Source organism: Streptomyces sp. NPDC104313 (assembly GCF_055583985.1).
Map to the genome: position 1 here is coordinate 376,300 of NZ_JBVJMW010000008.1, position 22,496 is coordinate 398,795.

Consider the following 22,496-nt stretch of genomic DNA (forward strand, 5'->3'; position numbering starts at 1 on the left):
GACACTCCGGACAGTGCGCCGCGCCCCCTTGGCGAACTCTCGAAACCGGGGCAGTCTGTCCGCACCGCACGGATTCAGGCCCTCGGCACACCATCGGGGCCACCGGCCCCGAGGAGCCCCGCCATGCCGCAGAAGATCCTCATCGTCACCGGCGACGCCGCCGAGTCGCTCGAAGTCCTCTACCCGTACCAGCGGCTGCTGGAGGAGGGGTACGAGGTCGACATCGCGGCCCCCGAGCGCAAGACGCTGCGCTTCGTGGTCCACGACTTCGAGCCCGGCTTCGACACGTACACGGAGAAGCCCGGCTACACCTGGCCCGCCGACCTGTCGTTCTCCGAGGTCGACCCCGGGGCGTACATCGCCCTGGTGATCCCCGGTGGTCGCGCTCCCGAGTACCTCCGCAACAACGCGGAACTGCGGAAGATCGTCGGCGCCTTCTTCTCGGCGGACCGCCCGGTCGCCCAGATCTGCCACGGCCCCCTGATCACCGCCGCCACCGGCAGCCTCAGCGGCCGCAACGTCACGGCCTACCCGGCCCTGGAACCGGACATGCTGAGCGCGGGCGCGACCTTCCAGGACACGGAAGCGGTCGTGGACGGCACCGTGGTCTCCTCCCGTGCCTGGCCGGACCACCCGGTCTGGATGCGGGAGTTCCTGAAGGTACTCAAGTCGAACCACCCTTCAAGCCCCTCCGGAACCTGAGGACACCTTCCGCCTCACCCGGACGCACCCTCAGCCCGTCCGGGGAGCACCTTCCAGCCCGTCCGGCGATTGAGGACGTCTGTCCAGCCCGTCCGGGATCACTCTCCAGCCCGTCCGGCGATTGAGGACCGGGGTCCGGGGCAGCGCCCCGAAAGCCCGCGGCAGGCCCACCCGCGCCAAGCCCCCCGCCCCCGCTACGCGGAAAACGTCTCCGCCAACGCCACCGCCTCCCCCAGGCTGTCCACCACCGGCACCCCCGCCCCCTCCAGGCTGCTCCGGCTGTGCGACCCCCCGGTGTACAGCACGGCCCGAGCCCCCACATGCGCCGCCGCCACCGCGTCGTCCAGCGCGTCCCCGATGACCACCGCGTTCCGCGGCACGATCCCGTCCGCCCCGGCCAGCGCCTCGAAGTGCCGCTCCATGTGGAGCGCCTTGCTCCCGCCGGACGGCCCCGTACGCCCCTCGACCCGGACGAACCGCGGCTCGATTCCGTACCCCCGCACCACCGGCACCAGCTGCTCGTGCCCGTACATACTCAGCAGCGACTGGCTGCGCCCGGCCCGCTGCCACTGGTGCAGTAGCTCCTCGACCCCGACGGTGAGCCCACAGGCCACCCGCTGCTCCGCGTAGTACCGGTGGAAGATGCCGTCCATCCGCTCCCACTCGGCCTCGGTGGGCAGCCGGCCCAGGAACCGCTCGTAGAACCGGGGTATGGGGATGGTGTACATCTCCCGGTACTGCTCAAGCGTGATCGGCGCCAGCTCGACCTCAGCGAACGCGGCGTTCGTCGCCTGGATGACGGCATGGGTGTCGTCGAGCAGCGTGCCGTTCCAGTCCCAGACCAGATGTGTGCGTGTCGTCCCCGAAGTCATAAAGAAAACGTACCCGCCGGGTACGACAACGCCGGCCCTCAGCCGATGAGCTGCCCAATCTCCTGGACTCCGAACCAGAGCAGCTCGTGGTCCTCGGCTCCGTCCACGGTGAACTGAGCGTTGTCGTCGCCGAGGTCCGCCGCCCCCAGCGCGGCCGTCGCGGCGGCCACGTCCTTCTCCGCGTCGTCGGCGTCCACGTGTACCGCCGCCGCCTTGGCCAGCGGCAGCGCGGCGGCGATCCGCACCTCGCCGAGCGATGCGGCGCTCAGCCCGTGATCGGGGTCGGCGACAGCGGCCCCGTCCGGTACGTCGATAGCCATGACGACCCGGCGGCGCACCTCGTCCGGCTTCCCCGCGACCATCCGGAGCGAGGCGGCGGCGGCCCGGCTGAGCGCCGCGTACTCCAGCTCCTCGATGTCGTCGGAGACGTACCACTCACGCAGCCCGGGGGTCACCGCGTAGGCGGTCAGCGGTCCGGGGCCGACCTCGCCCGCACCGTGCGCCGCTGCGAGACCGGAGAGGGTCAGGGGGACGTACACACGCATGGCAGGTCGCTTTCGTCGGGGGAAACGTCCTCAGGATACGTGGGAACGTCCCCTTTCGGGTTTCGGTAACCGGGGTCGTCCGTCCACGGCCGGCACCCCGTCACCCCCGCTTTCACCCATGTCCCGCAAGGGTCGAGCCACGAATAGGTGAATCCACCCACGCCCGATCGGCGCCCAAAGGCCCCTTGCGTCGCTGACGACCGCCCCCGTAGAAGATCCCCAACACAAGTTACCGCTCGGTAGGAACCGGGCCCGGTCAACGGGGGCGACGATCATGAGCACGGACAGGACGAGGCCCGCCGGCCGACGCGACCAGGGTGGTCCCCGGTCGGTACCTCCGCAGCGGTCCCGCAGGCTGCAGCCCCACCGGCCGCAGCGCCCGCACCAGTGGTTCGCCGAGCGCCTGCTCGCGGTCCTCAGCGGACAGCGCCCGGTGCACTGGATGCTCGGCCACACCATCGGCGAGGCCTACGACCAGCTCGCCGAGCTGGCCCCGAGCACCCCACTGGGGGCCACCCGGGGCAGCCGCCCCGTGCTTCGCCACTGCCGCGGGGCCCAGCCCGCCACCGGCGTGGTCGAGGCGTTCGCCAGCATCGCCGCGGGCGACCGGGTCCGGGCGATGGCCTTCCGCCTGGAACAGGGCGCCGACCAGCGCTGGCGCTGCGCCGCGGTGGAACTGGGCGGCGAACGCCTCACGGCCGGCCACACCGGCCCCCGGTGACCCGCGAACCGCGGCAGGGGCCGGACACCCCGTGGTGTCCGGCCCCTGCCGCGGTACCGCTGGTGCTACTTCTTGCGACGGCGACCGCCGCCGCCGCCGCTCTTCTGGGCCTTGCGGCGCTCCGCACGCGTCATGCCGTCGGCGGAACCGGACCGCGTGTCACCGGTGGCGTCGTCGTTGGCGAAGTCGCCCTCGACGACACCGCCCTCGCCGTCCACCGTGGGAGCGGAGAAGTGGAGCCGGTCCGGCCGCTGCGGGGCCTCCAGGCCCTTGGCACGGATCTGCGGGGCGGCAGCGGCGCTCTCCTTCTCCAGCGAGGTGCGTTCGGCGCCGTCCTGCACCGGAACCTCCTCGACCTGCTGCTCGACCTGGACCTCCAGGTTGAACAGGTAGCCGACGGACTCCTCCTTGATGCCCTCCATCATGGCGTTGAACATGTCGAAGCCCTCGCGCTGGTACTCGACCAGCGGGTCCTTCTGCGCCATGGCCCGCAGGCCGATGCCCTCCTGGAGGTAGTCCATCTCGTAGAGGTGCTCGCGCCACTTGCGGTCGAGCACGGAGAGGACGACGCGTCGCTCCAGCTCACGCATGATGTCGGAGCCGAGCGAGTTCTCGCGCTCCTCGTACTGCTCGTGGATGTCGTTCTTGACGGACTCGGCGATGAAATCGGCGGTGACGCCGGCCAGGTCCCCGGCCGCCTCCTCCAGCTCCTCGACGGTGACCTTCACCGGGTAGAGCTGCTTGAAGGCTCCCCACAGCCGGTCCAGGTCCCACTCCTCGGCGAAGCCCTCGGCGGTCTCCTGCCGGATGTAGTCGTCGATCGTGTCGTCCGTGAAGTGCCGGATCTGGTCCTGGAGGTCTTCGCCCTCCAGGACGCGGCGGCGCTCGCCGTAGATGACCTCACGCTGCCGGTTGAGCACCTCGTCGTACTTCAGGACGTTCTTACGCGTCTCGAAGTTCTGCTGCTCGACCTGCGACTGGGCGGAGGCGATGGCGCGGGTGACCATCTTGTTCTCGATCGGGACATCGTCCGGAACGTTCGCCATCGACATGACGCGCTCGACCATCTGGGCCTTGAACAGGCGCATCAGGTCATCGCCCAGCGACAGGTAGAAGCGGGACTCGCCCGGGTCACCCTGACGGCCGGAACGACCGCGCAGCTGGTTGTCGATACGACGCGACTCATGGCGCTCCGTACCGAGGACGTAGAGCCCGCCGAGCTCCTTGACCTCTTCGAACTCCGCCTTCACGGCCAGCTCGGCCGACTCCAGCGCGGCGGGCAGCGCGGCCGCCCACTCCTCGACGTTCTCCACCGGGTCGAGACCGCGCTGGCGCAGCTCCGCCTCGGCGAGGTCGTCCGGGTTGCCGCCGAGCTTGATGTCGGTGCCTCGGCCGGCCATGTTCGTCGCGACGGTGACCGCGCCCTTGCGGCCCGCCTGGGCGACGATCGTCGCCTCCCGGTCGTGCTGCTTGGCGTTGAGCACCTCGTGCTGGACACCGCGCTTGGAGAGCTGCTGCGAGAGGTACTCGGACTTCTCGACCGAGGTGGTGCCGACCAGGATCGGCTGGCCCTTCTCGTGCTTCTCGGCGATGTCGTCGACGACCGCGGCGAACTTCGCGACCTCGGTGCGGTAGATCAGGTCCGACTGGTCGGCGCGGACCATCGGGCGGTTCGTCGGGATCGGCACCACGCCGAGCTTGTAGATCTGGTGGAACTCGGCGGCCTCGGTCATCGCCGTACCGGTCATACCGGAGAGCTTGGCGTAGAGGCGGAAGAAGTTCTGGAGGGTGATCGTGGCGAGGGTCTGGTTCTCGTCCTTGATATCCACCCCTTCCTTCGCCTCGATCGCCTGGTGCATGCCCTCGTTGTAGCGGCGGCCGGCGAGGATACGGCCGGTGTGCTCGTCGACGATCATGACTTCGCCGTCGATGACGACGTAGTCCTTGTCCTTCTTGAACAGTTCCTTGGCCTTGATGGCGTTGTTCAGATAACCGACGAGCGGGGTGTTCACCGACTCGTAGAGGTTGTCGATGCCGAGCCAGTCCTCGACCTTGGCGACACCGGACTCATGGATGGCCACGGTCCGCTTCTTCTCGTCGACCTCGTAGTCGCCGGTCTCCTCGATGCCCTTGAGCTGGTTGCCCGCCTCACCCTTGGTGAGGCGCGTGACCAGCTTGGCGAAGTCGCCGTACCACTTGGTCGCCTGGTCGGCCGGGCCGGAGATGATCAGCGGCGTACGGGCCTCGTCGACGAGGATCGAGTCGACCTCGTCGACCACGGCGAAGTTGTGGCCGCGCTGGACGAGCTCGTCCTTGGACCACGCCATGTTGTCGCGGAGGTAGTCGAAGCCGAACTCGTTGTTCGTGCCGTACGTGATGTCGCAGGCGTACTGCTCGCGACGCTGGGCCGGCGTCATGTTGGAGACGATGCAGCCGACTTCCAGACCGAGGAACTTGTGAACCCGGCCCATCATCTCGGAGTCGCGCTCGGCGAGATAGTCGTTGACCGTGATCAGGTGCACGCCCTTGCCGGAGAGCGCGTTGAGATACGTGGGCAGAGTGCCGACGAGGGTCTTGCCCTCACCGGTCTTCATCTCGGCCACATAGCCGAGGTGCAGGGCGGCTCCGCCCATCATCTGTACGTCGTAGTGGCGCTGTCCGAGGACGCGCTTCGCGGCCTCACGGACCGTGGCGAACGCTTCGGGAAGCAGGTCGTCCAGGCTCTCGCCGTCCGCGTACCGTTCCTTGTACTCGTCGGTGAGCGCCCGCAGCTCGGCGTCGGAGAGGGTGACGAAGTCCTCTTCGATGGAGCTGACCTGGTCCGCGATGCGGTGCAGTTTGCGCAGGATCTTGCCTTCGCCTGCACGCATGAGCTTGTTGAAGACGGACACTGAGGCTGGTCTCCTTGCCGGTCGGGCCTGGCACTGGGTCGTGTAATGGACTCTGGCGCGGGCACGGCAGGTGGGCCCCACCGCAACGGCCATCGTAAGCGAGGACACCACCGCGTCGGGAGGGCTGCCGTCGCGTGGACCTCGCCGCACCCTTACAGGACAACGGTCCAGACGCACGGAAGGTGCCGGGAAGCCCCAAAAGTACTCGCACCAAGGATGCCGGCTCACGAGAATCGGCCCATGGAGCCGATCACTCTCACCACGGAACGACTGCTCCTGCGGCCCTTCGGCCCGCAGGACACCTACCCGGTGCACGCCGCCTGCCAGGACCCGGACATCCAGCGCTGGACGGTGATCCCCTCTCCGTACCGTCTCACCGACGCGGAGGTGTTCACCACGGAGCTCTGCCCGGCGGGCTGGCACGACGACTCCGCCTACGGCTTCGCCCTGGTCCTGCGGGAGACCGGGGCGCTCGTAGGTGCGCTCGGCATCGACCGCCGCAGTCGGCCGGGTACCTACGAGGTCGGCTACTGGTCCGCCAAGGAGCACCGCGGCCGCGGATACGCCACCGAGGCGGTGCTCGGCTCCGCCCGCTGGGCCTTCTCCTCCCTCGGGGCTGACCGGCTGGAGTGGCGGGCCGAGATCGGCAACCTGGCCTCGCGGGCCGTCGTCCTGCGGGCGGGGTTCCGGCTGGAGGGCGACCAACGGTCCGGGCTGCTCAACAAAGGGGTTCAGCGCGACTCCTGGACAGCGGCCCTGCTCCCGTCCGACCTGGGGCTCGCCGGCACCCATCCGTACGTCCCCGAGCGGCATGCCCCACGGCCCGGCCGGACCCCCGGTCCCGGAGCGTGAACCGCGTGATCCGCGTACGGCGTCCGGGGCCGGACCGGGGGCCGGACTGTCAGTGGCGCCGCCTAGGGTTCGCTGTATGACGCCTGTGCCTCCTCCCGCAGTCGAACTCTCCGCCGACCAGGCCCGCCGCATAGCGCTGCGCGCCCAGGGCTTCCTGGGGGCTCCGGACCGCCGGGCAGGGGTGCCGGGAGTGCTGCGGCACCTCGGCGCGGTCCAGTTGGACACGATCTCGGTGCTGGCCCGCTCGCACGAGCTGATCCCCTACGCCCGGCTGGGCCCGGTGAGCCGCCGGACGGTGGAGGACGCCTACTGGTCGGGCGGCCGGACCTTCGAGTACTGGTCGCACGCGGCGTGCGTCCTGCCCGTCGAGGAGTGGCCGCACTTCGCGTTCCGCCGCCGCGCCTACCGCTCCCGCCCGCACTGGGGCCACGATCTGCCCGACGGCTCGTACGACACCGTGATCAAGCAGCTGCGCGACGAGGGGCCGCTGACGGCGACCGAGCTGGGCGGCGCGAAGAACGGGGGCGAGTGGTGGGACTGGTCGGCGTCCAAGGTCGCCGTCGAGCGGGCCCTGATGTACGGCGAGGTGGTGTGCACCGAACGGCGCGGCTGGAAGCGGGTCTACGACCTGGCCGAGCGGGCCATTCCGGATGCGCTGCTGCACGACGACCTGAGCGACGCCGAGTGCCGGCGGCGGCTGGTGGCGCTGGCGGGCAAGTCCCTGGGCGTCGGCACCCGCGGCGACATCGCGGACTACCACCGGCTGAAGGGCGAGGAGTTCGACGCCGTGGTGGCGGACTCGGGGCTGGTCCCGGTCGTGGTGGAGGGCTGGGCGAAGCCGGCCTGGGCGGACCCGGAGGCCCTGGCCAAGGAGCCGCGCGGACGCCACCGTACGACGCTGTTGTCGCCGTTCGACTCCCTGATCTGGGAGCGGGCGCGCACGGAGCGGATCTTCGGCTTCACGCATCGGCTGGAGGCCTACGTCCCCAAGCAGAAGCGGATCCACGGCTACTTCGCGATGCCGTTGCTGGCGGGCGGGAGGCTCCAGGGCCGGGTCGACCCGGCGCGCGAGGGCACCACGCTGGTCGCCCGGCAGGCGTCGCCGGCCGGCCCGAAGGCGGTTGCCCCGATGGCCGAGGCCTTGGTGGAGGCGGCGGCCTGGGTGGGCTGCACGGACATCCGGGTGGACCGGGTGGACGCCCCGGAGCTGCGCGAGCCACTTAGGAAAGAGATCGGCCACGCGCTCCAGCACGCCTACCGCTGACCGGCCGGCGCTGCCCGGAGCGGGAACCGGGGCCGTCCGCTACCTGATCTCCAGGATCTTCTCGCGCATGGCGTAGACCACGGCTTCCATCCGGGAGTGCAGCTGGAGTTTCTCCAGGATATTGCGGACGTGGTTCTTCACCGTGTTCTCGGAAATGAACAACTCCTTGGCGATGTCCCGGTTGTTCATTCCGGTCGCCACGAGTTTCAGCACTTCCAGCTCGCGTTCGGTGAGCCGGGGCGCCGGAACGAGCCGTCGCTCGTCGGTGCGCTGGATCATCGATTTGAACTCGGTGAGCAGCTTGGAGGCCATGGAGGGGCTGATCTGGGACTGCCCGTCGGCTACCGCGCGAATGGCCGTGGCGACCTCGTCGGTGGAGATCTCCTTGAGGAGATAGCCGGTCGCGCCCGCCTTGATCGCCTCGTAGAGGTCGGCTTCCTCGTCGCTGATCGTCAACATGATGATCTTCGCGCTGGGGGCCACCTCCTTGATGGCCGTACAGGCCTCGATGCCGCCGCGCTTGGGCATCCGCACATCCATCAGAACGATGTCGGGCAGCAGGTCGGCAGCCTTGTCGACCGCCTCGGAGCCGTCCCCGGCCTCGCCGACGACCTGAATGTCCTCCTCCTGGGCGAGGACGATCTCCAGGCCCCTGCGGAAGAGCGCGTGGTCATCGACCACGAGGACCCTGATGGGCTCCTTGCGTGAAGCGCCGTCCGCGCCGGTACCGGTGTACGCACCGGAGTCGCCGGAGCCATTCGCATCGCGCACGGGCCCGAAGGTGTCCGCCATCGTTCCTCCCCCTGAAGGCCACGGCCTGAAGTGTCGGTCGTTCGCCAACGGCACTTCACAGAAAACCGATTGGCTCGGGCCGCCATGATTCCATGCCCGGCCCCCGGCACGGTGATCCCGCACCCGTGCGCGGGTGCCCCCGGTGGCGCGAAAACGCCCCGGGGGCACTCCGACGCTGTGGCCTCAGCCGCCGAGCGCACCGCCCGCGCCGCCTGCTTCGTCCGCGGCGAGCGGGTCGGTCCTCAGGTGGATGACGCCGTAGTCGTAAGCGTGTCGCCGGTAGACGACGCTGGGCTCCTTCGTCTCGGAGTCGACGAACAAGTAGAAGTCGTGGCCGACCAGTTCCATCTCGTAGAGCGCCTGGTCGAGCGCCATCGGTGCGGCGGTGTGGGTCTTCTCGCGCATCACGAGCGGCCCTTCGCCCTGCACTTCGAGCGAGCCGATCCTCGTGGTGGGGACGGGCTCCGACGGCTGGTCGCCGACCAGTTCACCGTCCTCGTCGAACGATGCGACGCCGGGGACCACGTCCCCGACCTCGGCAGCCGACAGACGGCCGTTGCCACGGCGGCTGTAGCGCTTGTCGTGCTGCTTGCGGAGCCGGGCCTCCAGCTTTCCGGTGGCCAGGTCGAGTGCTGCGTAAGGGTCACCCGCCGCCGCTTCCGCCCGGATGACCGGTCCCCGGGAGCGGAGCGTGATCTCCACCCGGTCGGAACGGTCGGCCTGACGGGGATTCGGCTCCTTGGACACCTCGACGTCGAGGCTGATCACCTTGCCGTCGAACTTCTGGATCTTGTCCAGCTTCAGCTTCTCGGCCACGTGCTTGCGAAACCGCTCCGGCACCTCGGTCTTGCGGCCCTTGACGACGATGTCCACGCAGAACTCCGTTCCCGGATCGCCCCGCTCAGCGGCGGAGCATCTCCCTTTTGCACCAGGCCCCGGAGATCACCAGGGCCTCGGACTCGGTGGCTTTCGCCTCCTCCTCCCCCGTCGGAAGGGTCGCAACCCCACCGACTCGCGTGCTTCTCCTACCGGTGGGTCACCTGCCCGAAACCTGATGGTGCATTCATCGAGGTCCGGCATTCACCGTTCCTCACAACCGAACATAGCCTGCACACCAGGGTCTCGGCACCCGCTACTGGCACGTACCTCCGTTCAGGGGGTATTGCCCTCTCATTACCTGCAACGATGCGGGTTCCCTGTCAGTTCCGGTTTATTTCGAAGGCGGAGGGAGAGGCTGCGACGACCGCCGCCCGACACCCTCCGTGCACGGAGGGCTCCCGACCGACACCGAGCGCCTCACCGACGGCCCGTGCCGCCTCCGCCAGCGTCGATCCTGTCGTCAACAGGTCATCGACGAGGATCACCCGGCCCTGCCGGAGAGGTCCGTGCCCGAGCGGTCCGTACCCGAGCGGTCCGTGCCGGAGGAGTCGCCCTCCCCCCGCCGTGAGCTCCAGCGCGCCGGCCAGATTCGTCCGCCGCTGCCGAGCCCCGAGTCCCGACTGGTCGGCGACCTTCCGCCGCTGCCGCAGCAGCGGAAGCACCTCCGTCGGCAGTCCCTCGCGCCGTAGGTCCCGCGCGGCCGCGGCGGCGATCCTGCGCACCGGGTCATGGCCGCGCGCCGCGGTCGAGGAACGCGCGGAGGGAACCGGGACCAGCAGCAGGGGGCCCGCACCGCACGACCGCCCCGCCCAGGCCCGTACACCACCCGCCAGGGCCCGCCCGAGCGCCCCGGCCAGCCCCAGTGCCCCTCGCTCCTTGTGGGCCAGCAGAACCGCGCGTACGGCGTTCTCGTACGGCGCGGCCGCGTACACCGCCGGAAGCCCCGGAGGCCGGGGCGAGGGCCGGACCGGACGGGCGGGCGCACCGTGCAACGCGGCCCCGCAGGCCGCGCACAGCTCGGTACGTGGCCTGCCGCAGCCGGCACAGGCCACCGGCAGGAGCAGGCCGGACAATTCCTGCCACGCGTTCCGCATGGCCCCACTGTGCGGGGACCGCCGGGACCGGACCACCCCTGTGGAAAACCCCGGGCGTTCCGGCGGATCCCGGCCCGCCGGCGGATCAGCCGGGGTAGACCAACGAGGTGCCCTGTTTGAGAACCGTCTGCCAGTTGTCGCCCGGCGAGAGCTTCACTATGCCGTCGCCGACGGTCTCCGCCATCAGCGGAAGCAGCTCGTCGTCCGCCGCGGCGACCGACTGGACCTGGTTCACCCCGGGCAACGATCCCGAGGCCGACGTGGAGCCGTCCGCCTGCACGTAACGCACCTGCTGGACACCGCCCTCCTCCTTGCCGACCACCACCAGCCGGCTGCGTCCGGACCAGGAGATGGCCGTCACCTCCGTGAGCTGTGGTGCGGCCTGGCGCAGGTCCTCGACCGAGATCTCGGGCGCCACGGAGGAGCCCCGGCGCTCGACCCGGCCGATGTTCAGCGTCGTACGGCCGTCCTTCCTCAGCAGCAGAGCGATCCGCACCCCGTCCGCGGACATCCGCAGCTCCTCGATCCGGGCGCCGTCGAGCCCCGGCACCCGGACCTCATGCGGCTCGCCCGTACCTCCGGTCAGCCGCAGCAGCCTGGGACCGGCCGGATCGCGGTCGGCGACCCAAAGGTCGCCGCGGCCGTCCCAGCTCGGCGATGACAGCCGGTCTGCGGCCTTCTTCGCCTCGCTGTTGACGAGGGGGTCGGCCAGTTCACCCTCCGTCTCCAGGGAGGACACATAGAGGTGCTGCCCGTGGGAGGAGATCGCGGCGGCCCGTTGTTCGTCCCGGGCCACCCCGACGGCGCTCATCGGGACGACGCCCGCACCGAGCGGGCCGGTCACGGGTTCGGGCGTTCCGGTGCCGTCGGTGGCGCCGGGGATCCGCTCCACCTGACCTTTGTCGTTGATGAAGTACTGGCTGTCGGCCTCGTCGGAGCCGTTGTCGGCGGAGAACTCCGGCGCGTCGTCGGCGTCCAGCGCGCAGAGCTGGCCGCCGTCGCCACCCTCCAGCTCCACCCGCTCGACCCGTGCCGAGGTCAGGTCCCCGAGCGTGAACAGCACCTGCGCGGCCATCATCCGGCAGGCGCTGCGGCTCGCCTTGTCGGCCTTGTGGTTGAGCGGCACCTTCAGGACGTTCTGATCCTCCGACGGCAGCGCGATGACGCCCTTGCGCAGGGCGGTCCCCGTCGGGAACCGGGAGTCGACCACGGGCCGCAGCCAGTTCGTCGGCCCGGCGAGCAGCGTCCTGACGGTCTGCGTGGCGGTGTCCATCCGCGTGACCGGATCCGTACGGTTGCGTACGTAGACGGGGTCCGCGACGAGTGTCGACCGACCGTTCGTACGCCCGGTGGCGAAGTAGTACTTGTTCACGGAGCGGTAGAGGCGCTTGAAGTCGGACTGCCCGAGGACCAGACCCTCCGGAACGACGTCGATGCGCCACTCCTGCTTCCCGTCCGGCCCCTTCTCCTGCACCAGGCGCAGGGTCTGGGCGTAGTCGGTCGGCGCGAGCGGACGGTAGGAACTCTGGGCGTCGACCGCCGCCACCTTCTCGCCGGTCAGCGTGTAGGTCGTCGCCTTGTCCCGGGTGGCCCGGTTGTCCTCGTCACGGAGCAGGGGACCACTGCGGTTGGGGGCCTGGGCGAGCACCGTGATACCCCCGCCCGGCTGCCAGGTACGCCGGGTGTCGGTGCTCAGATACTTCCGGGTGGTCGCGAACGCGGGATCATCACTGGTCATCGACTCCAGGAAGCCGTCGACGATCTCGCTGGGCAGCGCGCCTTCCCGGGGTGCCACCGCGTACACCTGCACCTGGGAGTCCCCGGGCTGCGAGGCGTCGACCGCCTTGACGTCCCCGGTCTCCGGCATCGAGCCGCACCCGGCCAGCACGACGACGCCGCAGCCCAGCAGCGCGAGCGTCCGCACCGCCCGCCCTCGGCCGCCCGAACGGCGGTCAGTACCCACGAGTGGTGTCCTCCCGGTCGAAATTCTGTACGCCATCGCCCACGCGCCCACCGGGACGCTCCGGGGCCGGACGTGCCACGACACGTGACCCGTTGCCGGGCAGCGCGGCGGGGTGCACCGACGAGGGGGTGCCGTTGCGGACGGCGGGGCCCCGGCCGGGCACGGGCAGCGGCGAACGCTCGCCTGCCCCGGGCTGGGGCGGCACGGACATCAGCCGGTGGTCTTCCGACGCGCCCGTCCCGGCCTCGTCGCGTTCCCGGTTGCCCCGGTTGCGCCGCGAGTCCTCGGGCTCCAGCGGTATCGGCGAACCACGCAGAGGCTCGTCCGCCGTGCGCGGCAGAGTCAGCCTGAACTGGGAGCCGCCGCCCGGCTCGCCCCAGGCCTGCAGCCAGCCGCCGTGCAGCCGGGCGTCCTCCACGGCGATCGACAGGCCGAGACCCGTCCCGCCGGTCGTCCGGGCCCGTGCCGGATCGGCACGCCAGAACCGGTTGAAGACCCGGGTCGCCTCGCCGGGCTTGAGCCCGACCCCGTAATCCCGGACGGCCACGGCGACCGCGCCCTGCGCCACTCCCATCCGCACCACGACGTCCCGGCCCTCACCGTGTTCGACGGCGTTGACCACGAGGTTGCGCAGGACGCGTTCGACGCGGCGGGCATCGGCCTCGGCTATGACCGGCTGGTCGTCGCCGACGACCAGGATCCGGGTGCCCTTGCGCTCGGCGAGCGGCTCGGCGCCACCGATCACCCGGTGCACCACGGTCCGCAGGTCTATCGGCTCGGCTTCCAGGGCCGCGGCGCCCGCGTCGAACCGGCTGATCTCCAGCAGATCGGCGAGCAACGACTCGAACCGATCGAGCTGGTCGCCCAGCAGCTCGGCGGAGCGCGCGGTGACGGGGTCGAAGTCGGCACGCGCCTCGTGGATGACGTCGGCGGCCATCCTGACGGTCGTGAGGGGGGTCCGCAGCTCGTGCGAGACATCGGAGACGAAACGCCGCTGCATCCGGGAGAGCTCCTCCAGCTGCTGGATCTTCAGCTGAAGGTTCTGCGCCATCTTGTTGAAGGCCTCGCCGAGCCGGGCGATGTCGTCCTCGCCGGTGACCTTCATCCGTTCCTGGAGCTTGCCGGCGGAGAGCCGCTCGGCGATACCGGCGGCCATCCGCACCGGTGTGACGACCTGCCGCACCACGAACCAGGCGATGGCCCCGAGCAGCACGACGACAAACAGTCCGGCGGTCGCCAGGGTCGTTTTGACCAGGGTCATGGACTTCTCCTCCTGCGTGAGCGGGAAGAGGTAGTAGAGCTCGTAGGGCTGCTGATCGATGTCGTAGAGCCGCTTGCCGACGACAAGCCCCGGCTGCGACTCGCTCCCGTACGAGTACCGGATCAGGGAGTACGTCTGATACGCGCCCTGGCCCTTGCCCACGTTCTGCCGCAGGCGCTCGGGGACACTGGACGCCTCGACGCTGCCCGAACCGCGCGCGGCACGGCTGCTCGCACCCTCACTCACCGAGTCGACGCTGAGCGCCACCACGTTGAAGGCGTTCTTGCCGCCGCTGGCGAGCTGGTCGACGAGCTCGGTGCGCCAGGAGGTGCTACCGGTCATGCCGTCGGTGCGCTCGCTCCCCTGCCCGTCGGGGGCGAGGGGGGCGTTGGCCTTTTCCTGGGCCGCGGCGAAGCCGCCGGCGGCCTGGGTCTGGGCGGCGGTGCCCTTGGCCTCGAGCAGGCCGTTGCGCACCTGGCCGATGACGACGAAGCCGAGCAGCAGCACGACGACGATCGACATCAGCAGAGTGCCCGCGACGACGCGGAGCTGCAGATTGCGCCGCCACAACCGGACGGCGGGCAGCAACGGACGGCGCACCCACCGCATCAGCAACCGCGGTACCGGCCCGCCGGGCGTCCGGTCCGCGAACAGCCGACCGCCCTGCAGGAAACGGCTCATACGTGACGCCTTCCGTGCCGGGCCGGCAGCCCGCTCCGTACGGACTCCCGGCTCGCCGGGCCCCGGAGCGGCGCTGCCTCGGGGCATCTCAGCTCGGTCCGGCCTTGTAGCCGACGCCTCGGACCGTCACGACGATCTCCGGCCGTTCCGGGTCCTTCTCGACCTTGGAACGCAGACGCTGGACATGCACATTCACCAGGCGGGTGTCGGCCGCGTGGCGGTAACCCCACACCTGTTCCAGCAGGACCTCACGGGTGAAGACCTGCCACGGCTTGCGGGCGAGCGCGACCAGCAGGTCGAACTCCAGCGGGGTCAGGGCGATGGACTGCCCCTCCCGCTTCACGGAGTGGCCTGCCACGTCGATGACCAGGTCACCGATGGTCAGCTGTTCCGGCGCGGGCTCTTCGGACCGCCGCAGACGTGCCCTGATCCGGGCAACCAACTCCTTAGGTTTGAACGGCTTGACGATGTAGTCGTCGGCCCCTGATTCCAGGCCCACCACAACATCGACGGTGTCGCTCTTGGCAGTGAGCATGACGATCGGCACACCGGACTCGGCCCTGATCAGCCTGCACACCTCGATGCCGTCCCTTCCGGGCAGCATGAGGTCGAGCAGCACCAGGTCCGGCTTGGCCTCACGAAATGCGGCCAGTGCCTTGTCGCCGTCCGCTACGAACGACGGCTCGAAACCTTCTCCACGCAGCACAATCCCGAGCATCTCGGCCAGTGCGGTGTCGTCGTCGACGACAAGGACGCGTCCTTTCATAATCGACATCATCCCATTAGCCAATCGTTACCTGCGATGACCTGGCACACAGCTCTGCCAGTCCGACCCCCGTGACCGGGGAAACAGCGCCTTCCTCGGTGACGATCGCCGTGATCAGTTCCGGCGGCGTGACGTCGAAGGCCGGGTTGTACGCCGGGGCCCCGAGGGGTGCGACGACCATCACGCCTCCGCCGCCGACCGATACACCCTGCGGCGATGTGAACTCTGTCACTTCCCTCCCGGAGCGCTGCTCGACAATGATCGATCGGCCGTCCGCGGTCTCCAGATCCACGGTCGTCGTCGGCGCCACCACGATGAAGGGCACGTGGTGATACTTCGCGAGCACGGCCAGCGGATAGCTCCCCACCTTGTTCGCCACCGAACCGTCGGCGGCGATGCGGTCGGCCCCTATGAGCACCGCGTCGACCTCCCCGGCCGCGAACAGGGACCCCGCCGCGCTGTCCGTGAGCAGGCTGTACGCCAAGCCGTTGCGCGCGGCCTCGTACGCGGTCAGCCGGGCTCCTTGGAGCAGCGGCCTCGTCTCGTCCACCCACAGCCGTCGCAGCCGCCCCTGCCGGTGCACCCGCAACGCCACGGCGAACGCCGTCCCCTCGCCCCCGGAGACCAGCGCCCCGCTGTTGCAGTGGGTCAGCAGCTGATATCCGCGGCCCGGCATCAGCTCCTCCAGCAGCGCCTCGCCGTACTCCGCCATACGCGCGCTGGCCTGCGCATCCTCCCGGTGCAGGGCCCGCGCCGCGGCCAGCGCCGCCGCGGCGGACGCCTCGTCGCCCGCCCCCTTGCCGGCGGCTTCCCCGTAGGCGGCCGCCACCCGCCGAACCCCGTAACCAAGGTTCACCGCGGTGGGCCGCGCCCGCTCCAGCAGACCGGCCGCCTCCGCAACGTCGTAACCCCGCGCCGCCGCGAGCGCCACCCCGTAGCCCCCGGCGATCCCGAGCAACGGGGCCCCTCGTACCGCCAGTGTCTGGATCGCCCGCACCAGCGCGGGCACATCGGTGCACACCAGCTCGACCTCCTCGGCGGGCAGCCGCGTCTGGTCGAGAAGCACCAGCACGGGACCCTCCGGGGGCTCGTCCCAGCGGAGTACGGAAAGCGGGAGAGGCTCGAAGCCCGCCGACGATTGCGCGTCCTGATCAGCCATCTGCCCAGTCTGCCCGGTGAGCTGCCCGTACCTGAAGGCACGGAGGAGACAGAGCGGCTGGTCCGCCCCGGAGCTACGCGTGACACGATGGCTGCCAACCTGCCGCCCCGATGAGCGGTCAGGACGGTGAAGGAGCGAGAATGAACGACTCTCCGGGCTGGGCGTCGCCCGGATCTGCCCCCTCCGACGGCAAGGAGGCGGCGATTCCCCGCCCTTCCGAACCCCAGGACGGAAGCGGCCCGACGGGACAGTGGTCCCCCGAACAGCCGCCCCCCGGGCAGTGGTCCCCACCGAACAACCCCGGCAGCGGTCCCGGAGCACAGCCTCCCGCACCCGGCTGGGGCAGTGGCCCGCAGCGACCGGGCTGGGCAGGACCGCCCCAGGCCGCGAAGCCCGGCGTCATCCCGCTGCGCCCCCTGAGCCTCGGCGAAATCCTCGACGGCTCCGTCTCCGCCCTGCGCGCCCACTGGCGTACCGCACTCGGATTCAGCCTCGCGGTCTCGGTGGTCACCCAGATCGCCGTCATCCTCATGCAGCGCTATCTGCTGCCGGAACCGACCTCCGTCGACCCGAACGCCACCGGCACCGAGGCCCTCCGGCAGGCCACCGAATCCGCCCGGTCGACACTGATCTCGCTGGCCCCGGCCTCCCTCGTCACGATGATCGCCACGCTCTTCACCGCGTCGATCATCACCGTAGTCATCAGCCGCTCGGTGCTGGGCCGCCCCGCCACGCTCTCCGACACCTGGGCAGAGGCCCGCCCCCGGGTCCTCCCGCTGCTCGGTCTGACCATGCTGGTAGCCCTGATCATGGCCGCGATCATGGCCGTGGGCATCGGCCCCGGCCTGCTGCTGGGCTCCGAGGTGGGAGCCGCACTCGCCTTCCTCGGCTTCGCCGCCGCCTGTGTCGTGATGCTCTGGCTGAACGTCAGCTTCGCACTCGCCGCCCCCGCCCTGATGCTGGAACGACAGAGCGTCGTGGCCGCGCTGCGCAGGTCGGCGAAGCTCGTCCGCGGCGCCTGGTGGCGCACCTTCGGGGTCCTCGCCCTGACCTGGCTGCTGACGTTCCTGCTGATGTTCCTCGTCTCCATCCCGTTCGGCATCATTGCGGTGATCGCCGACGGAACCGACGTCAGCGAATTCCTCAGCGGCACCGCTCCTTCCTTCGGCTGGCCGTTCCTGATCGTCACCGGCATCGGCGAAGTGATCGTCTCGACACTGATCTACCCCTTCGTCGCCGGAGTGATGGCCCTCCTCTACGTGGACCAGCGCATCCGCCGCGAAGCACTGGACCTCGACCTCGCGCGGGCCGCCGGTCTGCCCGGCTACGGCGCCGACACCCCCAGGAGCTGATGCGGTGTCGGGGGCGGGGGGCATCACCACAGCACGGGACACGGCAGCAGACGACATACCCGTGGACACTCCGCGCCTCCCCGCACGGGAGGCAGCCGAGAGCGAGCTGTCCAAGCCGATGTACCACGAGAACGACCCGAACTTCCTCCAGCGCGCCCTGAACCAGTTCTGGGACTGGGTCGCCGGAGTATTCGACGCCGCCGCGGGCGCCGCCCCCGGCGGTCCGGCCGGACTCGCCGTCCTGGTCGTCGTCGTCCTCGGCCTCGCCGCCGCCCTCTGGTGGCGGCTCGGTACCCCGCAACGCGCCTCCCGGAGCTCGGACGCTCTCTTCGACAGCGACGGCCCCCTCAGCGCGTCCCAGCACCGCGCCGCCGCCGAGGCACACGCCGCGGCTCTGCGCTGGACCGAGGCCGTCCAGGAACGCATGCGGGCCATCGTCCGGTCCCTGGAGGAACGTGCCCTGCTGGACCCCCGTCCCGGCCGCACAGCGGACGAAGCCGCAGCCGAAGCGGGCCGTACCCTGCCCGAGCACACCGCCCGGCTACGCGCCGCCGCCCGGAGCTTCGACGACGTGACATACGGGGGCCGCACCGCGGAACAGCCGACATACCTGTCCCTGCGCACCCTCGACCTCGAACTCGACGAGGCAAAGCCACTGCTGCCCGGAACCTCCCGAGGAGCCACCGGATGACCGTAGCGACCAGCGCTTCCCCCACCTCGACAGCGCCCACCCCCCGCCAGGTCTGGACCCGCGCCCGAGGCATCCTGGCCGTCGTCCTCATCCTCGTCGTCGCCGGCATCACGTTCGCCGTCGTACGTTCCGGACCGAACCACGGACAGCTCGACCCCCGCTCCGCGGACCCCAAGGGAAGCCGCGCCGTGGCCGAACTCCTCAAGGCGCGTGGCATATCCGTCACCGTCGCCACCACTCTCGACGAGGCCACCGCCGCGATCGGCCCCGACACCACGCTCCTCGTCGCAGCCCCCAATCTCCTGACCCGGTCGCAGCAGATCCGACTGGACGCGACGGCCTCCGCCTCCGCGGGACGCACCCTGCTGATCGCCCCAGGACCGGCTGCCACCACTCGGCTCTCCCCCGGTCTCCGCGCCGAGCCGCACCACGCCGTCAGTGCTCTCGCCCCGTCGTGCGAGCTCTCCGCCGCCCGGCAGGCCGGCACAGCGGACATGGGCGGCACCCGCTACACGACGCAGGAACCCAACGCCGTCACCTGCTACCCGAGTGCGGGCCTCGCCAGTCTGGTCGTCCTCCCTACCGGAGCGGGCGGCGACACCGTCGTCCTCGGCTCGCCCGACTTCCTCCACAACGAGCGTCTCGACAAACAGGGCAACGCCTCGCTCGCCCTGCAACTCCTCGGCTCCCGCCCTCATCTCGTCTGGTACCTCCCCTCTCTCACAGATCCATCCGCGACCACCGATGGCAGCTCCCCCGGCGGCGGAAGCGAAGACCAGTCACAGGGCGGAGCGAGAGAGGACGCGACCGACGGGAGCAACTTCCTCGACCTCGTCCCCGCCGGCTGGCTGTGGGGAACGCTTCAACTCGCCCTCGCCGCAGCCCTCGCCGCAGTCTGGCGGGCCCGCCGCCTCGGCCCCCTGGTGACAGAACGGCTGCCAGTGGCCATCCGTGCATCCGAATCGGCCGAAGGCCGCTCACTCCTCTACCGCAAGGCCAACGCCCGCGACCGGGCCGCCGACGTCCTCCGGGCCGCCACCCGCACACGCATCGCGCCCCTCGCCGGAGTGCCCGCCCGTGATGCACACAGCCCCGACATCCTCCTCACCGCGGTGTCCGCGCGCATCGCCGCCCCGGACCACAACCTCAGCATCCTGCTCTTCGGTACGGCTCCCTCCACCGACGCCGCCCTGGTCCTCCTCGCAGATCAACTCGACGCCCTCGAAAGAGAGGTACGCACTTCATGAGCGCCCCGACCCCCGAGCCGGCCGAGCCCACGGCGCCCGCAGCGGCCACCGTGAGGCCTGCGGAACCGGAGCCGTCCGACAGCGCCCGCGCGTCCTTGGAGGCTCTGCGCTCCGAGATCGCCAAGGCCGTCGTCGGCCAGGACCCCGCCGTGACCGGACTCGTCGTCGCGCTGCTCTGCCGGGGACACGTACTCCTCGAAGGCGTACCCGGCGTGGCCAAGACCCTGCTGGTGCGTGCACTTGCCGCATCACTCGAACTCGACACGAAGCGAGTCCAGTTCACCCCCGACCTGATGCCCAGCGACGTCACGGGTTCACTGGTCTACGACGCGCGCACCGCCGAATTCTCCTTCCAGCCCGGCCCCGTCTTCACCAACCTGTTGATCGCCGACGAGATCAACCGCACCCCTCCCAAGACCCAGTCCTCCCTCCTCGAAGCGATGGAGGAAAGGCAGGTCACCATTGACGGAACGCCACGGCCACTGCCTGACCCCTTCCTCGTTGCCGCGACCCAGAACCCCGTCGAGTACGAGGGCACCTATCCCCTCCCCGAAGCCCAACTGGACCGCTTCCTGCTCAAACTGACGGTTCCGCTTCCTTCGCGGCAGGACGAGATTGACGTCCTCACCCGTCACGCCGACGGCTTCAACCCGCGCGACCTGAAGGCCGCGGGTATAGGGCCGGTCGCCGGGCCCGCCGATCTGGAAGCAGCTCGCGAAGCCGTCGCTAAGACAACCGTCTCCCCTGAGATCGCCGGCTACGTAGTGGATATCTGCCGTGCCACGCGCGATTCCCCCTCGCTCGCCCTCGGCGTCTCCCCCCGAGGGACCACCGCACTGCTGTCGACCGCCCGCGCCTGGGCCTGGCTGACCGGCCGGGACTATGTCATCCCGGACGATGTGAAGGCCCTGGCGCTCCCCACGCTCCGTCATCGCATCCACCTGCGGCCCGAGGCGGAATTGGAAGGAGTCACCCCTGACTCCGTCATCGCCTCAGTGCTCGCCCACGTCCCCGTACCCCGATGAGGCGGTGACCATGGCCCTCACCGGACGCACCGCGCTGCTGGCCGCCCTGGGGTCACTCCCCGTGGGCATCCTCGCTCCCAGCTGGACCGGGATGCTTGCGGTCAACGCACCGCTCTCACTGGCAATTCTGTGTGACTATGCCCTGGCCGCGCCAGTGCGTACGCTCCGATTCACTCGATCCGGCGACACATCTGTTCGGCTCGGTGACGCGGCCGTAGTGCAACTGACAGTGACCAACACCTCACGCCGGCGCCTACGAGCCCGGCTGAGGGACGCCTGGCCCCCCAGCAGTTGGGCCTCGGGCTCCGAACGCCTCGCTTCCCACCACACGCTGGCGATTCCTGCCGGGGAACAGCGACGTCTGGTCACCGTTCTGCGCCCGACCCGTCGCGGCGAACGGCAGGCCGAACGCATCACCATCCGCTCCTACGGCCCCCTGGGCCTCGCCGCACGCCAAGGACAGCACCGGGCACCGTGGACCGTACGAGTCCTGCCCCCGTTCACCAGCCGCAAGCATCTGCCTTCCCGGCTCGCCCGGCTCCGCGAACTCGACGGCCGCACCAGCGTTCTGACACGCGGTGAAGGCACGGAGTTCGACAGTCTGAGGGCCTACGTGCCCGGGGACGACACCCGCTCCATCGACTGGCGGGCCACCGCCCGCCAGTCCGCCGTAGCGGTCCGGACATGGCGTCCCGAGCGTGACCGGCTCATCCTGATCGTCCTCGACACCGGCCGCACATCAGCGGGCCGGGTGGGTGACGTCCCCCGCCTGGACGCCTCGATGGACGCCACGCTCCTTCTCACCGCGCTCGCCACCCGGGCGGGCGACCGCGTAAGCCTCCTCGCCTACGACCGTCAGGTCCGAGCCCGGGTCCAAGGCCGGTCGGCCAAGGGCAGTGTTCTCTCCACCGTCATCAACACCCTGGCCACGCTGGAACCCGAGCTCATCGAGACGGACGCCCGCGGCCTGAGCAACGCCGCCCTCACCGATGCCCCTCGCGGTTCGCTGATCGTCCTCCTCACGACGTTGGAGGCCGCTCCCATCGAGGAGGGGCTCCTCCCGGTGCTGCCTCAACTCACCCAGCGCCACACCGTTCTGCTGGCCGCGGTATCCGACCCTCGGATCAAGGAAATGGCCAACGCCCGGGGAGCCGTGGACTCGGTGTACGACGCGGCAGCCGCCGGTCAGGCCCAGGCCGACCGTCGCCGCACGGCCGACAGACTCCGCCGCCACGGCGTTGTCGTCGTGGACGCCACTCCGGAGAATCTCGCTCCCGCACTTGCCGATACGTACTTGGCCCTGAAGGCCGCAGGCCGTCTCTGAGGAGCCCCCCAGGGGGTAATTCTCCCGAGCTCGGCCAAGAGCTTCGCGCGATTCAGCTCGTGCTCTCCTGATTCTCCTCGACGCCATTCGAACCGTGAACGCAGAAAAGCCCCGTGCCAATGGCACGGGGCTTTCCCGGAAAAATTGTTCGGCGGCGTCCTACTCTCCCACAGGGTCCCCCCTGCAGTACCATCGGCGCTGAAAGGCTTAGCTTCCGGGTTCGGAATGTAACCGGGCGTTTCCCTAACGCAATGACCACCGAAACACTATGAAATTAACCAACACCGGATGAAAACACGGCCGTTCGTTATTTCAGAACTAACACAGTGGACGCGAGCAACTGAGGACAAGCCCTCGGCCTATTAGTACCAGTCAGCTCCACCCGTTACCGGGCTTCCACATCTGGCCTATCAAC

At 70.0% G+C, this 22,496-nt stretch carries 19 protein-coding genes and 2 rRNA genes; 9 read left to right on the forward strand and 12 right to left on the reverse strand.

Annotated features, from left to right (window positions below; all coding sequences use genetic code 11):
* Positions 1-123: 123 nt before the first annotated feature.
* A complete protein-coding gene (locus ACZ60Q_RS21395) occupies positions 124-702 on the forward strand; it encodes a DJ-1/PfpI family protein (RefSeq protein ID WP_469636747.1) in 579 nt (192 codons plus the stop codon).
* Between the two features lie 194 nt (positions 703-896).
* Here the strand turns inward: ACZ60Q_RS21395 and ACZ60Q_RS21400 are convergent, their stop codons facing one another.
* Entirely contained in the window at positions 897-1,574 is a 678-nt protein-coding gene (locus ACZ60Q_RS21400; RefSeq protein ID WP_469636750.1) for an HAD family hydrolase, read from the reverse strand.
* Positions 1,575-1,612: 38 nt separating this feature from the next.
* Complete coding sequence (locus ACZ60Q_RS21405) at positions 1,613-2,119, reverse strand: DUF6912 family protein (protein ID WP_469636753.1); 507 nt, start codon at positions 2,117-2,119, stop codon at positions 1,613-1,615.
* Between the two features lie 274 nt (positions 2,120-2,393).
* Here ACZ60Q_RS21405 and ACZ60Q_RS21410 point away from each other — a divergent pair, with 274 nt between their 5' ends.
* On the forward strand, positions 2,394-2,840 hold the full coding sequence (locus tag ACZ60Q_RS21410) for an Rv3235 family protein (RefSeq protein ID WP_469636756.1): 447 nt from the start codon (positions 2,394-2,396) through the stop codon (positions 2,838-2,840).
* A 65-nt stretch (positions 2,841-2,905) separates the two neighbouring features.
* On the opposite strand, the gene secA is transcribed toward ACZ60Q_RS21410, so the two are convergent.
* Positions 2,906-5,731, reverse strand: coding sequence for a preprotein translocase subunit SecA (gene secA, locus ACZ60Q_RS21415; RefSeq protein WP_469636759.1), 2,826 nt, complete (start codon positions 5,729-5,731; stop codon positions 2,906-2,908).
* A gap of 240 nt (positions 5,732-5,971) precedes the next feature.
* Between secA and ACZ60Q_RS21420 the strand changes: the two genes are divergently transcribed.
* Positions 5,972-6,583, forward strand: coding sequence for a GNAT family N-acetyltransferase (locus ACZ60Q_RS21420; protein ID WP_469636762.1), 612 nt, complete (start codon positions 5,972-5,974; stop codon positions 6,581-6,583).
* A gap of 76 nt (positions 6,584-6,659) precedes the next feature.
* Positions 6,660-7,847 carry a winged helix-turn-helix domain-containing protein gene (locus tag ACZ60Q_RS21425; RefSeq protein ID WP_469636765.1) on the forward strand — a complete coding sequence of 396 codons (1,188 nt, stop codon included), beginning with the start codon at positions 6,660-6,662 and terminating at the stop codon, positions 7,845-7,847.
* Positions 7,848-7,886: 39 nt separating this feature from the next.
* Here ACZ60Q_RS21425 and ACZ60Q_RS21430 read toward each other — a convergent pair whose 3' ends face one another.
* From ACZ60Q_RS21430 to mtnA, 7 genes are all read right to left on the reverse strand, one after another.
* Entirely contained in the window at positions 7,887-8,639 is a 753-nt protein-coding gene (locus ACZ60Q_RS21430; protein ID WP_469636768.1) for a response regulator, read from the reverse strand.
* Positions 8,640-8,822: 183 nt separating this feature from the next.
* A complete protein-coding gene (hpf, locus tag ACZ60Q_RS21435) occupies positions 8,823-9,512 on the reverse strand; it encodes a ribosome hibernation-promoting factor, HPF/YfiA family (RefSeq protein WP_469636771.1) in 690 nt (229 codons plus the stop codon).
* A 326-nt stretch (positions 9,513-9,838) separates the two neighbouring features.
* Positions 9,839-10,612, reverse strand: coding sequence for a ComF family protein (locus ACZ60Q_RS21440; protein WP_469636774.1), 774 nt, complete (start codon positions 10,610-10,612; stop codon positions 9,839-9,841).
* 85 nt (positions 10,613-10,697) lie between these two features.
* Positions 10,698-12,536 carry an LpqB family beta-propeller domain-containing protein gene (locus tag ACZ60Q_RS21445; protein ID WP_469636833.1) on the reverse strand — a complete coding sequence of 613 codons (1,839 nt, stop codon included), beginning with the start codon at positions 12,534-12,536 and terminating at the stop codon, positions 10,698-10,700.
* A gap of 28 nt (positions 12,537-12,564) precedes the next feature.
* Complete coding sequence (mtrB, locus tag ACZ60Q_RS21450; protein ID WP_469636777.1) at positions 12,565-14,604, reverse strand: MtrAB system histidine kinase MtrB; 2,040 nt, start codon at positions 14,602-14,604, stop codon at positions 12,565-12,567.
* Position 14,605: 1 nt separating this feature from the next.
* Positions 14,606-15,295, reverse strand: coding sequence for a two-component system response regulator MtrA (gene mtrA / locus ACZ60Q_RS21455; protein ID WP_007448372.1), 690 nt, complete (start codon positions 15,293-15,295; stop codon positions 14,606-14,608).
* 4 nt (positions 15,296-15,299) lie between these two features.
* On the reverse strand, positions 15,300-16,442 hold the full coding sequence (gene mtnA / locus ACZ60Q_RS21460; protein WP_469636780.1) for an S-methyl-5-thioribose-1-phosphate isomerase: 1,143 nt from the start codon (positions 16,440-16,442) through the stop codon (positions 15,300-15,302).
* A 140-nt stretch (positions 16,443-16,582) separates the two neighbouring features.
* Between mtnA and ACZ60Q_RS21465 the strand changes: the two genes are divergently transcribed.
* From ACZ60Q_RS21465 to ACZ60Q_RS21485, 5 genes are read left to right on the forward strand one after another with little or no spacing between them, the layout of a single operon-like run.
* Positions 16,583-17,794, forward strand: a complete 1,212-nt coding sequence (locus ACZ60Q_RS21465) for a proline-rich domain-containing protein (RefSeq protein WP_469636783.1) — start codon at positions 16,583-16,585, stop codon at positions 17,792-17,794.
* 4 nt (positions 17,795-17,798) lie between these two features.
* Positions 17,799-18,485, forward strand: a complete 687-nt coding sequence (locus tag ACZ60Q_RS21470; protein ID WP_469636786.1) for a DUF4129 domain-containing protein — start codon at positions 17,799-17,801, stop codon at positions 18,483-18,485.
* Positions 18,482-19,732 carry a DUF4350 domain-containing protein gene (locus tag ACZ60Q_RS21475; protein WP_469636789.1) on the forward strand — a complete coding sequence of 417 codons (1,251 nt, stop codon included), beginning with the start codon at positions 18,482-18,484 and terminating at the stop codon, positions 19,730-19,732. Before ACZ60Q_RS21470 ends, ACZ60Q_RS21475 begins: the two co-directional genes overlap by 4 nt.
* A complete protein-coding gene (locus ACZ60Q_RS21480) occupies positions 19,729-20,757 on the forward strand; it encodes an AAA family ATPase (protein ID WP_469636791.1) in 1,029 nt (342 codons plus the stop codon). The genes ACZ60Q_RS21475 and ACZ60Q_RS21480 overlap by 4 nt, the downstream gene beginning before the upstream one ends.
* Before the next feature lie 10 nt (positions 20,758-20,767).
* Positions 20,768-22,081, forward strand: a complete 1,314-nt coding sequence (locus ACZ60Q_RS21485) for a DUF58 domain-containing protein (RefSeq protein WP_469636794.1) — start codon at positions 20,768-20,770, stop codon at positions 22,079-22,081.
* Between the two features lie 146 nt (positions 22,082-22,227).
* Here ACZ60Q_RS21485 and rrf read toward each other — a convergent pair.
* A 5S ribosomal RNA gene (gene rrf, locus ACZ60Q_RS21490) occupies positions 22,228-22,344 on the reverse strand.
* Positions 22,345-22,423: 79 nt separating this feature from the next.
* Positions 22,424-22,496: ribosomal RNA gene (locus ACZ60Q_RS21495) — 23S ribosomal RNA — on the reverse strand; the annotation flags it as partial.